Source organism: Streptomyces sp. NPDC005303, from assembly GCF_040607335.1.
Taxonomy (GTDB): domain Bacteria; phylum Actinomycetota; class Actinomycetes; order Streptomycetales; family Streptomycetaceae; genus Streptomyces.
This window is the reverse complement of record NZ_JBEXGM010000021.1, coordinates 115,356-128,193: the sequence shown is the minus strand read 5'-3', so window position 1 is coordinate 128,193 and position 12,838 is coordinate 115,356. Positions and strand designations below refer to the sequence as shown.

The following is a 12,838-nucleotide window of genomic DNA, read 5'->3' as shown; positions in this document are numbered from 1 at the left end:
CGTCGTGACCATCACCCAGCCCGACCTCAGCGTCTTCGAGACCGTCGAGTCCGAGGTGCGCAGCTACTGCCGAGGCTGGCCCACCGTCTTCGACCGCGCGCAGGGCAGCCGCATGTACGACGAGGACGGCCACGCGTACCTGGACTTCTTCGCCGGCGCCGGTTCACTGAACTACGGCCACAACAACCCCGTGCTGAAACGGGCGTTGATCGACTATCTGGAGCGCGACGGCGTCACGCACGGCCTCGACATGTCGACCACCGCCAAGCGCGCCTTCCTGCAGACCTTCCAGGACCTGGTGCTGCGGCCGCGCGACCTGCCGTACAAGGTCATGTTCCCGGGCCCGACGGGGACCAACGCCGTGGAGTCGGCGCTCAAGCTGGCCCGGAAGGTCAAGGGACGCGAGGCCATCGTGTCCTTCACCAACGCCTTCCACGGGATGTCGCTCGGCTCCCTCGCCGTCACCGGCAACGCCTTCAAGCGGGCCGGCGCCGGTATCCCGCTGGTGCACGGCACGCCGATGCCGTTCGACAACTACTTCGACGGCACGGTCGAGGACTTCCTGTGGTTCGAGCGGCTCCTGGAGGACCAGGGCTCCGGACTCAACAAGCCGGCCGCCGTGATCGTGGAGACCGTGCAGGGCGAGGGCGGCATCAATGTGGCCCGCAAGGAGTGGCTGCAGGCGCTCGCCGCGCTGTGCGAGCGGCAGGACATGCTGCTCATCGTCGACGACATCCAGATGGGCTGCGGACGGACGGGGGCCTTCTTCTCGTTCGAGGAGGCGGGCATCACGCCCGACATCGTCACCGTCTCCAAGTCCATCAGCGGCTACGGCCTTCCCATGTCCCTGTGCCTGTTCAAGCCCGAGCTGGACATCTGGGAGCCGGGCGAGCACAACGGCACCTTCCGCGGCAACAACCCGGCCTTCGTCACGGCCACCGCCACCCTGGAGCAGTACTGGGCGGACGGTTCCGCGATGGAGAAGCAGACCCGCCAGCGCGGCGAGCAGGTCGAGCAGGGGCTCATCTCCATCACCGAGGAGAACCTGGCCGACGTGAAGGAGTACCGCGGGCGCGGGCTCGTGTGGGGCATGGAGTTCCACGACAAGGAGCGCGCCGGACGAGTGGCGCACCGCGCCTTCGAACTCGGCCTGCTCATCGAGACGTCGGGCCCCGAGAGCGAGGTCGTGAAGCTGCTTCCGGCACTCACGATCACCCCCGAGGAACTGGACGAGGGGCTGAGCATCCTCGCCCGTGCCGTCCGGGAAACCGCCTGAACCACCAACCCAGCCATCGTCTACGTAGGAGGCATCGCAGCACCGTGATCGTCCGTTCGTTCAAGGACATCGAAGGCACCGACCGGCATGTGAAGGCCGCGTCCGGCACCTGGGAGAGCAAACGCATCGTGCTCGCCAAGGAGCGGGTCGGCTTCTCGCTGCACGAGACGATCCTGTACGCGGGTACGGAGACGTCGATGTGGTACGCGAACCACATCGAGGCCGTCGTCTGCGTCGAGGGCGAGGCCGAGCTGACCGACCACGAGAGCGGGCAGACGCACTCGATCACGCCGGGGACCATGTACCTCCTGGACGGTCACGAGCGGCACACACTGCGGGTCAAGGAGGACTTCCGCTGCATCTGTGTGTTCAACCCGCCCGTGACCGGCCGGGAGGACCACGACGAGAACGGCGTCTACCCGCTGCTCACCGAACCCGAGGAGGTGTGACCGCATGACCACCATGACCACCGTCACCGATCTCTACCCCAGCCGCGGCGCCACCGAGGTGTCGATCCCTCGCAAGGACCCGGTCGTCTGGTCGGCGCCCGGCGCGCCGGGACCGATCGCCACGGGCGAGCTGGAGACATTCGAGCGCGATGGCTTCCTCGCCGTCGACCAGCTCATCGGCCCCGACGAAGTCCCCGTCTACCAGCGCGAGTTGGAGCGGCTCGTCACCGACCCGGAGATCCGCGCGGACGAGCGCTCGATCATCGAGCCGAAGTCCAAGGAGATCCGCTCGGTCTTCGAGGTGCACAAGATCAGCGAGGTGTTCGCGAATCTGGTGCGCGACGAGCGGGTCGTCGGCCGGGCCCGGCAGATCCTCGGCTCGGACGTCTACGTCCACCAGTCGCGGATCAACGTCAAGCCCGGTTTCGGGGCCAGCGGCTTCTACTGGCACTCCGACTTCGAGACCTGGCACGCCGAGGACGGCCTGCCCAACATGCGCACGGTGTCCGTCTCGATCGCGCTGACCGAGAACTACGACACCAACGGCGGCCTCATGATCATGCCGGGGTCCCACCGCACGTTCCTCGGGTGCGCGGGCGCCACCCCGAAGGACAACTACAAGCAGTCGCTGCAGATGCAGGACGCGGGTACGCCGTCGGACGAGGCGCTGACGGCGATGGCGTCGGAGTACGGCATCAAGCTGTTCACCGGCAAGGCCGGTTCGGCGACCTGGTTCGACTGCAACGCCATGCACGGTTCCGGCGACAACATCACGCCGTTCCCGCGCAGCAACGTGTTCATCGTGTTCAACAGCGTGGAGAACCAGGCCGTGGAGCCGTTCGCGGCCCCGATCCGGCGCCCCGAGTTCATCGGCGCGAGGGACTTCACGCCGGTGAAGTGACCCGGTGAGCTGATCCTCACAGCCACGACAGCGACGCGGCCCGCTCCAGTACGTTCCGTACGGCGGCCGCGTCGCCCGTCGTTTCCCGGGGCACGGCGTCCGGTGCGTACCGGCCGCCGACGAGCAGGCAGAAGTCCACGGCGTCCAGGGTGAGTTCGGCGGCCACGGGGGCGCTCTGCGAACCGAGCACCCACTCCTCGCCGCCCCTGACCGCGAACAGCACGGGCGGCGCCTCGGTCCCGAGAACCCCGCCGAGGATGCGGACGGCCAGCCTGACGAGCCGTCCCAGGTGCTCCTCGGGGGGCGGCGGTACGACCAGGCCCAGCGCGCGGCCGATGTCGTCGGTGTGGATCCACGTCTCGAAGGCGCGCACCAGGAAGTGCTCGGTGACGGGCAGCCGGATGCCCATCAACAGCGTGGTCCCGGAGGCGAGTTCGGGGTCGAGGGCGTGCGGGGTGCCGAGCAGTTCGGCCGCCTGCACGGCCCAGTCGGCGACGGTCTCCCCGGGCGTACGGCCGTACTCGTGGGCGATCACCTCGGCGGTGCGCCGCTCCCAGGCGTCCGCCCAGTCGGCGTCCTCGTCGATCCGCGCGCCCGGCACCCGGGCGCCGATCCCGAGCCGCAGGGCCAGGTGCTCGTCGGCGGCGAGCAGATGGGCGACGGTGGCGTGCACGTCCCAGTCGTGCACGACCGGCGTCGTCCAGCGCCCCGCCAGCTCGGGCAGCAGCGCCCTCACCCCGGCGACTGCGGCCGCGTAGGGCGCGGCGTGCCGGGCCACGGGGGGCGGGGCGGGACGGGCGCGGCGGGCGCCGGTCAGGAGGTCGTCGAGGTCGAGGGGGGACGGCGACTCGTCGAGCGGCGGCCCGTCCAGCAGTCGTACGGTCGCGTACAGCCGTTCCGCGTCCGCGGCGCAGGTCTCGCACTCGGCCAGGTGCGGTGGGACCAGCCGCTCCTCGGCCGGTTCCAGGGCGCCGAAGGCCCAGGCGGCCAGCAGGTCGCGCACGTCGTCGTGATCGGTCACCGCTCGCCCCCTTCCCCGTGTTCCCCTGCCGCCATCATGCGCCCTCTTCCCACGCCGGGTCGGGTGGGTCGGCCAAAGTCTCCGCCAGGGTGCGCAGCGCGGTGCGCAGCCGGGTCTTCGCGGTGCCCTCGGGGATGCCGAGCTCGACGGCGGCCTGCCGGTAGGTGCGCCCAGCGAAGTAGGCGAGGTGCACCACCTCCCGTTGTGGCTGCGGGAGTTCGGCGAGGGCGGTGTGCAACAGGTGGGAGCGCTCCCGGTCGACGACCGCCTCGGCGGGGCCGGGCGAGGCGTCCGGGATGCCGTGCAGCGCCAGGTCGTCGGCGCGGGCGTCCTTGCGGTGCCGGGCCTCGCCGCGCACCCAGTCCACGGCCCGCCGGTGGGCCAGCAGCGACAGCCAGGTGCGCAGGCTGCCCCTTCGCGCGTCGAAGGCGTACGGCCTGCTCCACAGCTGCGCGAAGACCTCCTGCGCGACGTCGTCGGCGGAGGCCCGGCTGCCGGTCACGCGCATGGCGACCGCCCGCACCAGCCCGCCGTACATCCCGTACGCCTCGGCCAGCGCGGACTCGTCGCCGTACACCAGCCGTCGGTGCAGCTCCGCGTCTGCGGGTTGCTGTACGGACGTCGTTCCGTCCGTGGACTCCACGGCACCACCACCCCTTGGTGCACTTCCTAGCGTCCCGGGCGGCGCGGCGCCAGCGGTTCAGTGAGACAGGGCGTCCAGAAGCCGGTCGACATCCGCGGCCGTGTTGTACAGGTGGAAGGAGGCGCGCAGGTTGCCCGCACGGTTGGACACCTCGATGCCCGCCGCGCTCAGCTCGGGCTGCCGCCCGCCGAGTCCGGGCACGGACACGATCGGCGAGCCGGGGGCCGGCAGGGGTGCGTGGCCGAGACGGGCGAGTCCGGCACGGAAGCGGTCGGCGAGCGCGAGGTCGTGGGTGCGCACCGCGTCCACCCCGAGCTCCTCCAGGAGTTCGAGGGAGCGCCGGGTGCCCGCGTAGGTGAACAGGGCCGGGCTGATGTCGAACCGCCGGGCGGAGTGGGCCAGTTCGGCGACGGGGCCGTAGCAGCTGTCCCAGGGGACCTCGCCCGCGACCCAGCCGGCGAGCACCGGCTTCAGGTCGCCGAAGTCCTCCGGCACGGCGAGGAAGGCCGCGCCGTGCGGGCCGAGCAGCCACTTGAAGGTGGTGGAGACGGTGTAGTCGTACGACCGCGCGTCCACCGGGAGCCAGCCCGCGGCCTGCGAGAAGTCGACGTAGGTACGGGTTCCGTGCGCCCTGGCCGCCTCTCGCAGGGCGGGCAGGTCGGCGATCCGGCCGTCGGCGGACTGGGCGGCGCTGACCGCGACGAGGGCGGTGCCGGGGCGGACGGAGTCGGCGAGCCGCTCCAGCGGCACCATGCGCACCTTGAGGTCGCCGCGGGTGTGGAAGGGGTTCACGACCGAGGTGAAGTCGTCCTCGGCGGTGAGGACTTCGGCGCCCGGCGGCAGCGAGGCGGCGACCAGGCCCGAGTGCGTGGACACGGACGCGCCCGCCGCGACCCGGGCGACCGGGACGCCGGCGAGCCTCGCGAACGAGGCGCGGGCCGCCTCCACGTCCTGGAACAGCGGATCCAGCGGCCTGCCCTCGGCGCGGATCAGCGCGGCCTCCTGGAGGGCGGTCACGGTGCGGGCGGGGAGCAGGCCGCTGCTCGCGGTGTTGAGGAAGGTGTTCTTCGGGGCGAACTCGGCGCGGACGAGGCTCTCGAAGGTCTCCATGACTCCACTGTGGGGCCGGGAGACCTCTCGGTCCATTGCGAATTTCTACGTGATTCCGCCAAGGAACGCTTATACGTCCGCGCCGACCTGCGCGTTTGTCAGCCGTGCTGGGGTACGGCGCACCCGTCGGGACCGCACGCCTCCGCGCCGGGGTCGCTCTGGTCGATCAGCTGCAGCGGGGAGCGGTTGCCCCAGGCCTGGGTGAGGGCCTGGGTGAAGACCTCGGCGGGCTGGGCGCCGGAGACGCCGTACTTGCGGTCCAGGACGAAGAAGGGGACGCCGTTCGCGCCGAGCTCGGCGGCCTCGCGCTCGTCGGCGCGGACCTCGTCGGCGTAGGCGGTGGGGTCGGCGAGGACCCTGCGGACCTCGTCGGCGTCCAGGCCGGCCTCCACGGCGAGCTCGACAAGGCGCTCGTCGCCCTCGGTGAACAGGGACCTCTCCTCGGCGAAGTTGGCCCGGTAGAAGATCTGGACGAGCTCGTCCTGCCTGCCCTGCTCCTTCGCGAGGTGGAGGAGGCGGTGCAGGTCGAAGGTGTTGCCGTGGTCGCGGTCACGGGTCCGGTAGGCCAGGCCCTCGGCGGCGGCCTGGGCACCGAGGTTCTCCTCGCCGGCCTGGGCCTGGGCCTCGCTCATGCCGTACTTCTTGCTGAGCATGGCGAGGACGGGCTGCACGTCGCTCTTGTCGCGCCCCGGGTCCAGCTCGAACGACCGGTGGACCACCTCGACGCCGTCACGGTGCGGGAAGGCCTCCAGCGCCTTCTCGAAGCGGGCCTTGCCCACGTAGCACCAGGGGCAGGCGATGTCGCTCCAGATCTCGACGCGCATGGTTCGGCTCTCTCCAGGTCGGACGGATGCGGAGACTCCCTCCGCCGGTTGGATGAACGTTCAAGCAGCGCGTTCCATTCCAGGAGCGCTCAGCTTCCGTCCCGCAGATCCGCCGGCCAGTCGGGCCTGAACTCGATGTGGTCGTACGTCACCACACAGCCCTCCCCCATCGGCGACTGCGCCATGAAACCGACCAGGGCCGCGCCGGTCTCCTTCTCGTCACCCAGGGTGAACAGGCGGACGAATATCCAGTGCTTGCCGTCGCGGGAGGCGTGGAAGGCGAAGGCCCGGCCGGTGCGGCTGACCCGCAGCCACACCGAACTGCCGTCCACGGTGAAGGAGTTGCAGTCGTCGGAGTGTCCCCGGGTGACGACCGTGCAGACGGTGGGCACGGTCGGGGAGTTCTCCAGGCAGAGCTTGGCCCAGGCCCGCTCGCCGACATGGACGTACAGGACCCCCGCGTCGAACGAGCCGTTGAAGCCCACCGTGACCCGGGCTATCAGCTGGAAGTCGCCCTCGGGGGCGCCGAGGAGGCGCGGTGCGTCGGCGGCGGGGTCCAGGGACTCCCCGGTGGGCGGCACGAAACGGTCCTGCCGGGGGCCGGCCCAGCCGGAGAGGATGCCGTCCTCGTGGAGCCAGTGCCCGTCGGGGCCGTAGGTGCGGAGAGGGAAGGGCAGTTCGGGGAGTTCGACGTCCATCCTCAGAGTTTTCCAGTTCCCTCTCCGCGTGCGAGCGTCGGGTGCCTAGCGCTCGAGACGGTTGTTGAAGCGGCGGGGCAGACCCAGCGGGTTGTCGTCCCTCAGCTCCGGCGGCAGCAGGGCCTCCGGCGCGTTCTGGTACGCCACCGGCCGCAGCCAGCGCTCGATCGCCGTGCCGCCCACCGACGTCGACGTGGAGGTCGTCGCCGGGTACGGACCGCCGTGCTGCTGGGCCGGGGCCACGGCCACGCCCGTCGGCCAGCCGTTCACCAGGACACGGCCGGCGAGGGGGGTCAGCTCCGCGAGGATCTCCGCGCCGCGTCCTTGGCCTGCGGCCTCCCCCTCGGACAGGTGGACCGTCGCCGTGAGGTTGCCGGGCAGCCGGGACAGCACGGTCCGGGCCTGCTCGTCGTCGTCGTAGCGGACCACCACGGTCACCGGGCCGAAGCACTCCTCCAGGAGCAGGTCGTACGCGCCCTCGGTGGTCAGCTTCTCCGCCGCCACCGTGAGGAAGCCCGGGCTGACCGTGTGCTCGCCGCCCGCGCCGGGCGTGACCGGCGACTCGACCTCGGGAAGCTGCGCGCGCTCGGCGACTCCGGCGACGAAGTTGTCCCGCATGCGGTGGTCGAGGAGGACGCCCGCGTCGGTGTCGCTGACCGCGTCGGTCAGCGACTTCACGAGGCCGTCGCCCGCCGCGCCGGACGGCACGAGGACCAGGCCCGGCTTCACGCAGAACTGGCCGACGCCGAGGGTCATGGAGCCCGCGAGTCCGGCGCCGATGGCCTCCGCGCGCTCGGCAGCGGCCTCCTCCGTGATCACGACGGGGTTCAGGGAGCCCAGCTCGCCGTGGAAGGGGATCGGCACCGGACGGGCGGCCGCCGCGTCGAACAGGGCGCGGCCGCCCTTCACGGAACCGGTGAAGCCCGCGGCGGCGACCAGCGGGTGCTTGATCAGCTCGATGCCGGCCTCGAAGCCGTGGACGAGGCCGAGCACGCCCGCGGGGATGCCGTGCTCGTCGGCGGCCCGGCGCAGCACGGACGCGACCAGCTCGGACAAGCCCGGGTGGTCGGGGTGGGCCTTGACGACGACCGGGTTGCCGGCCGCGAGGGCGCTCGCGGTGTCGCCGCCGGCGACCGAGAAGGCGAAGGGGAAGTTGGAGGCCGAGTACACGGCGACGACACCCAGCGGCACCTTGTAGCGGCGCAGGTCCGGGATCGGCGGGGTCGCGGTGTCGTCGGGGTGGTTGATCACCACGCCGAGGAACTCGCCCTCGTCGACGATGTCCGCGAAGGCCCGCAGCTGGTAGCAGGTGCGGGCGAGCTCGCCGGTCAGCCGGACCGGGCCGAGCGCGGTCTCGGCGTCCGCGGCCTCGACGAGGTGCTCCTTGGACTCCTCGAGCTTGGTGGCCGCGGTGCGCAGGAAGGCCGCGCGGACGGTGCGGTCGGCGAGGGAGGCTCGGGCGTCGTACGCGGCGCGGACGGCGGCGTCCACCTCCTGGGCTGTGGCCTCCACCGCAACCTGTTCGCGCTGCTTCCCGGTTCGGGGGTCGACACTCCAGACTGGTGCTGCTGCCACCGCGGGTCCCTCCACGTGTATCTGGGTCATCCACCAGGAACGTTCGATATGCTGAACGCTGTCTCTGATGGTGAATATGCTGTTGGAGACTATAACTCTGGTTCTCGTCCAACAAAGGGGTCAAGGGCGATGTCGGCAGGCGAGACGGGCGGCGGGTCACAGGTCAAGTCCGCGGTACGGACGGTTGAACTGCTCGAATACTTCGCCGGGCGCCCCGGCATGCATTCCCTGGCGGTCGTGCAGGAGGCCGTCGGATACCCCAAGTCCAGCCTCTACATGTTGCTGCGCACGCTCGTCGAGCTGGGCTGGGTGGAGACCGACGCGACGGGCACGCGGTACGGCATCGGGGTGCGGGCGCTGCTCGTCGGCACCTCGTACATCGACGGCGACGAGGTGGTCGCGGCGGCCCGGCCGACCCTGGACCGGCTCTCCGACGACACCACCGAGACCATCCACCTGGCGCGTCTGGACGGCACGAACGTCGTCTACCTGGCCACCCGGCAGTCGCAGCACTACCTGCGGCCCTTCACCCGGGTCGGCCGCCGCCTCCCGGCGCACTCCACCTCCCTCGGCAAGGCGCTGCTGAGCACGTACTCCGACGAACAGGTCCGCAAGATGCTGCCGGAGACCCTGCCGGCGCTCACCGAGCACACCATCACCGACCGCGAGAAGCTCATCGAGGAGCTGCACCAGATCCGGGAGCAGGGCTTCTCCGTGGACCGCGAGGAGAACACGCTGGGGCTGCGCTGCTTCGGCGTCGCGATCCCGTACCGCACGCCCGCGCGGGACGCGATCAGCTGCTCGGTGCCGGTGGCGCGGCTGACCCCGGCGCACGAACAGCTGGTGAAGGACGCGCTGTTCGACGCGCGGGACCGGCTGACACTGGCCACCCGTAGGCTCTGAGGCATGCAGATCGTTCTCCGTGAGGTCCATGACAGCGATCTGCCGGTCTTCTTCCGGCAGATGAACGACCCAGAGGCCCTGCACATGGCGGCCTTCACCCCGAAGGACCCGGCCGACCGGGACGCCTTCGACGCCCACTGGAGGCGGATCCGGGCCTCCGACGCCGTGCACCGCACGGTCCTGGCGGACGGTGACGTGGTGGGCAGCGCGGCGGTGTACGGCGAGCCGGGCGAGCGCGAGGTGACGTACTGGATCGACCGCGCCTACTGGGGACGCGGCATCGCCACGGAGGCCCTGCGCGAACTGGTCGCCCAGGTGCCCGAGCGTCCCCTGTACGCCCGCGCGGCCGCGGACAACACCGGCTCGCTGCGGGTGCTCCAGAAGTGCGGCTTCCGGGTGACCGCCCAGGCCTCCGGGTACGCCCAGGCGCGCGGTGCGGAGATCGACGAGTTCGTGCTCACGCTGGAGGCGTGACAGCTCGCGGATGAACGTCCGATGAGAAAAGCAGCCGCAGGGGAACGATTCGCTTCCGCCTGATCGTCTTGTCTGTGGGATGAACAAGACGATCAGGCGCGCATCGGTCTTCGCGCTGCTCCTGGTGTTCGCTCTGCTGATCCGAGCGACCTGGGTGCAGTTCTACGACGGCCAGGCACTCGCGGACGACAACGACAACCGGCGGAACGCGATCGAGACGTACTCCTCGCCGCTCGGGAACATCATCGTGGCCGGAAAAGCGGTCACGGGTTCCGAGAAGGTGACGGACAGCGACCTCGCGTACAAGCGGACGTATACGAACGGCAAGCTGTACGCGGCGGTGACGGGCTACGCCTCGCAGGCTTACGCCCCGACCCAGTTGGAGGGCATCTACGCCGACCTCCTCAACGGCACCGACAGTCGACTGAAGACCGTCATGGACACGATCACCAACCAGCGGGCCGAGCCCGGTGATGTGATCACGACGATCGACCCGACCGTGCAGAAGGCGGCCTACGACGCGCTCGGCGACAAGAAGGGCGCCGCCGTCGCGATCGACCCGAAGACCGGCAAGATCCTGGCGGTCGTGTCGACGCCGTCGTACGACCCGTCCGCGCTGACGGACGCCAACACCGCGGGCAAGGCCTGGAAGCAGCTCAACGCGGACTCCGACAAGCCGCTCACCAACCGCGCGCTGCGCCAGCCGCTGCCGCCGGGCTCGACGTTCAAGCTGGTGGTGGCCGCGGCCGCGCTGGAGGACGGCCTGTACTCCTCGGTGGACGAGAAGACCGTCAGCCCGGACCCGTACACCCTGCCGGGCACGGTGACCCCGCTGGGGAACGAAAGCGCCTCGGCCCCCTGCGAGAACGCCTCGATCCGGGTCGCGCTGGAGTATTCCTGCAACACCGTCTTCGCGAAGATGGCCGTCGACCTCGGCCAGGACAAGGTGAGGGCGATGGCCGAGAAGTTCGGCTTCAACGACTCGTCGCAGGACGTCCCGGTGCGGGCCTACGAGAGCGTCTACCCCTCCGGCATGGACAAGTCGTCCACGGCCCTGACCGGCATCGGCCAGTACGACGTCACGGCCACCCCGCTCCAGATGGCCATGGTCTCCGCGGCCATAGCCAACGGCGGCGAGCTGGTGACGCCCCACATGGTGTCGACGATCACCGACCATGGCGGCGACGTCCTGAAGAACTACGACGACGAGGCGAGCACGACCCGGATCGTCAGCTCCGACACGGCCGAGCAGCTCCAGTCGGCGATGCAGTCGGTGATCCAGGACGGCACCGGCACCAACGCCCGGATCGACGGCGTCACCGTGGGCGGCAAGACGGGCACCGCCCAGCACGGCGAGAACAACAGCAAGACGCCGTACGCCTGGTTCACGTCCTACGGAAAGGCCGGCGGGAAGGAGGTCGCCGTGGCGGTGGTCGTGGAGCAGTCGAACGCGGCCCGCTCCGAGGTGAGCGGCAACGGGCTGGCCGCCCCCGTGGCCAAGGCCATGATGGAGGCGGCCCTGAGGAACTGAGTCCTCCCGGTGGTTACTTGGCGCCGAGCAGCTGCTCGATCGGGTCGATGGCGAAGTACACGAGGAACAGCGCCGAGGCGGCCCACAGGAGCCAGTGGATCTCCCTGGCCTTGCCCAGCACCACCTTGATCACGACGTACGCCAGGAACCCGGCCCCGATCCCGTTGGTGATCGAGTAGGTGAAGGGCATCACGGCGATGGTCAGGAACGCCGGGATGGCGATGTCGTAGCGGTCCCAGTCGATGTGCTTGACCTGCGTCATCATCAGGAAGCCCACGGCGACCAGGGCGGGGGCGGCGGCCTGGAGCGGGACGATGGTCAGCAGGGGGGTCAGGAACAGCGCCAGGCCGAACATCCCGCCGGTGATCAGGTTCGAGAACCCGGTGCGCGAGCCCTCACCGACGCCGGCCGCCGACTCGATGTACGACGTGGCGGAAGAGGCCGACGCGGCACCGCCGGCCACCGCCGCCGCCCCGTCGATCAGCAGCACCCGGCCGAGGTTGGGCACCTTGCCCTCCTCGTCGAGGAGCCCCGCCTCCGCGCTGATCCCGACGACCGTGCCCATCGTGTCGAAGAAGTCGGACAGGATCAGGGTGAAGATCAGCAGGACGACCGTGACGATTCCGACGCCGGGCGCGCTGAAGGAGCCGAACAGGCTGAAGTGGCCGATCAGGCCGAAGTCGGGGGTGTCGACGATCTTGTCGGGCCAGGCCGGTGTGGTGAGCCCCCAGGTCTTGATGTCGGCGATCGAGTTGATGATCATCGCGAGGACCGTCATGGTCACGATGCTGATCAGAATCGCGCCCTTGACCTTGCGCGCGAGCAGCCCGATCGTCAGCAGCACTCCGAGACAGAAGACGAGGATGGGCCAGCCGGTGAGCGCGCCGGTGCCGCCGAGCTGAACGGGCACGGTGGTGTTCGCGGCGTCGGGGATACGGCTGACGAATCCCGCGTCCACGAAGCCGATGAACGCGATGAAGAGTCCGATCCCGACACTGATCGCCTGCTTGAGCGGTTGCGGGATGGCGTGCATGACGGCTTCTCGCAGACCCGTCACCACCAGCACGCAGATGAGCAACCCTTCCAGGACGACCAGGCCCATCGCGTCGTCCCAGCTCATCAGCGGGGCGATCTGGAAGGCGACGACCGCGTTCAGCCCGAGTCCGGCGGCGAGCGCGAGGGGCAGGTTGCCGCCCACGCCCATGATGATCGTCATCACCGCGGCTACCAGAGCCGTCGCCGTGGTCAGCTGCACCGCGTCCAGCTGGTGTCCGAACTTGTCCTTCGCGCTGCCCAGGATGATGGGATTCAGGACAAGGATGTAGGCCATCGTGAAGAACGTGGCGAAGCCGCCGCGTATCTCACGGGCGAAGGTGGATCCCCGTTCGGAGATCCTGAAGTACCGGTCGACGGACATGCTCGCTGCTCCCTGG

Annotated in this window: 13 protein-coding genes; 6 read left to right on the top strand and 7 right to left on the bottom strand. The window is 70.2% G+C overall.

Translation table 11 applies throughout. The features are described from left to right. The first annotated feature begins 4 nt into the window (after positions 1-4). From ectB to thpD, 3 genes are read left to right on the top strand one after another with little or no spacing between them, the layout of a single operon-like run. Positions 5-1,276, top strand: coding sequence for a diaminobutyrate--2-oxoglutarate transaminase (gene ectB / locus ABZT93_RS26725; RefSeq protein ID WP_356109179.1), 1,272 nt, complete (start codon positions 5-7; stop codon positions 1,274-1,276). A 44-nt stretch (positions 1,277-1,320) separates the two neighbouring features. Then, on the top strand, positions 1,321-1,725 hold the full coding sequence (locus ABZT93_RS26720; RefSeq protein WP_007381148.1) for an ectoine synthase: 405 nt from the start codon (positions 1,321-1,323) through the stop codon (positions 1,723-1,725). Between the two features lie 4 nt (positions 1,726-1,729). Continuing rightward, positions 1,730-2,626 (top strand): ectoine hydroxylase, encoded by an 897-nt coding sequence (thpD, locus tag ABZT93_RS26715; protein ID WP_356109176.1) that lies wholly within the window; start codon positions 1,730-1,732, stop codon positions 2,624-2,626. Between the two features lie 16 nt (positions 2,627-2,642). On the opposite strand, the gene ABZT93_RS26710 is transcribed toward thpD, so the two are convergent. The 6 genes from ABZT93_RS26710 to ABZT93_RS26685 all read right to left on the bottom strand — a co-directional run bounded on the left by ABZT93_RS26710 (position 2,643) and on the right by ABZT93_RS26685 (position 8,497). Beyond that, on the bottom strand, positions 2,643-3,647 hold the full coding sequence (locus ABZT93_RS26710; protein WP_356109173.1) for a maleylpyruvate isomerase family mycothiol-dependent enzyme: 1,005 nt from the start codon (positions 3,645-3,647) through the stop codon (positions 2,643-2,645). Between the two features lie 34 nt (positions 3,648-3,681). Beyond that, positions 3,682-4,290 (bottom strand): sigma-70 family RNA polymerase sigma factor, encoded by a 609-nt coding sequence (locus ABZT93_RS26705; protein ID WP_356109171.1) that lies wholly within the window; start codon positions 4,288-4,290, stop codon positions 3,682-3,684. A 57-nt stretch (positions 4,291-4,347) separates the two neighbouring features. Next, on the bottom strand, positions 4,348-5,400 hold the full coding sequence (locus tag ABZT93_RS26700) for an aminotransferase class V-fold PLP-dependent enzyme (RefSeq protein WP_356109168.1): 1,053 nt from the start codon (positions 5,398-5,400) through the stop codon (positions 4,348-4,350). Between the two features lie 98 nt (positions 5,401-5,498). Then, entirely contained in the window at positions 5,499-6,224 is a 726-nt protein-coding gene (locus ABZT93_RS26695; RefSeq protein ID WP_356109165.1) for a DsbA family oxidoreductase, read from the bottom strand. Positions 6,225-6,313: 89 nt separating this feature from the next. Next, positions 6,314-6,922 (bottom strand): DUF1349 domain-containing protein, encoded by a 609-nt coding sequence (locus tag ABZT93_RS26690; RefSeq protein ID WP_356109163.1) that lies wholly within the window; start codon positions 6,920-6,922, stop codon positions 6,314-6,316. A 45-nt stretch (positions 6,923-6,967) separates the two neighbouring features. Further along, entirely contained in the window at positions 6,968-8,497 is a 1,530-nt protein-coding gene (locus tag ABZT93_RS26685; RefSeq protein ID WP_356109160.1) for an aldehyde dehydrogenase (NADP(+)), read from the bottom strand. 129 nt (positions 8,498-8,626) lie between these two features. Between ABZT93_RS26685 and ABZT93_RS26680 the strand changes: the two genes are divergently transcribed. The 3 genes from ABZT93_RS26680 (at position 8,627) to ABZT93_RS26670 (ending at position 11,405) form a co-directional block, all read left to right on the top strand. Beyond that, positions 8,627-9,400: an IclR family transcriptional regulator gene (locus tag ABZT93_RS26680; RefSeq protein WP_356109157.1), complete on the top strand. Its 774-nt coding sequence runs from the start codon at positions 8,627-8,629 to the stop codon at positions 9,398-9,400. 3 nt (positions 9,401-9,403) lie between these two features. After that, positions 9,404-9,874, top strand: a complete 471-nt coding sequence (locus ABZT93_RS26675) for a GNAT family N-acetyltransferase (RefSeq protein ID WP_356109155.1) — start codon at positions 9,404-9,406, stop codon at positions 9,872-9,874. A 79-nt stretch (positions 9,875-9,953) separates the two neighbouring features. Further along, positions 9,954-11,405, top strand: a complete 1,452-nt coding sequence (locus ABZT93_RS26670) for a penicillin-binding transpeptidase domain-containing protein (protein WP_356109152.1) — start codon at positions 9,954-9,956, stop codon at positions 11,403-11,405. Between the two features lie 13 nt (positions 11,406-11,418). Here ABZT93_RS26670 and ABZT93_RS26665 read toward each other — a convergent pair whose 3' ends face one another. Further along, entirely contained in the window at positions 11,419-12,822 is a 1,404-nt protein-coding gene (locus tag ABZT93_RS26665; RefSeq protein ID WP_356109149.1) for an NCS2 family permease, read from the bottom strand. Between the last annotated feature and the right edge of the window lie 16 nt (positions 12,823-12,838).

Excerpts from the sequence above, each read along its gene's own strand:
- thpD (WP_356109176.1), top strand. The coding sequence starts at position 1,730 with ATGACCACCATGACCACCGTCACCGATCTCTACCCCAGCCGCGGCGCC.
- ABZT93_RS26700 (WP_356109168.1), bottom strand. The coding sequence starts at position 5,400 with ATGGAGACCTTCGAGAGCCTCGTCCGCGCCGAGTTCGCCCCGAAGAAC.
- ABZT93_RS26695 (WP_356109165.1), bottom strand. The coding sequence starts at position 6,224 with ATGCGCGTCGAGATCTGGAGCGACATCGCCTGCCCCTGGTGCTACGTG.
- ABZT93_RS26690 (WP_356109163.1), bottom strand. The coding sequence starts at position 6,922 with ATGGACGTCGAACTCCCCGAACTGCCCTTCCCTCTCCGCACCTACGGC.
- ABZT93_RS26680 (WP_356109157.1), top strand. The coding sequence starts at position 8,627 with ATGTCGGCAGGCGAGACGGGCGGCGGGTCACAGGTCAAGTCCGCGGTA.
- ABZT93_RS26675 (WP_356109155.1), top strand. The coding sequence starts at position 9,404 with ATGCAGATCGTTCTCCGTGAGGTCCATGACAGCGATCTGCCGGTCTTC.
- ABZT93_RS26670 (WP_356109152.1), top strand. The coding sequence starts at position 9,954 with ATGAACAAGACGATCAGGCGCGCATCGGTCTTCGCGCTGCTCCTGGTG.
- ABZT93_RS26665 (WP_356109149.1), bottom strand. The coding sequence starts at position 12,822 with ATGTCCGTCGACCGGTACTTCAGGATCTCCGAACGGGGATCCACCTTC.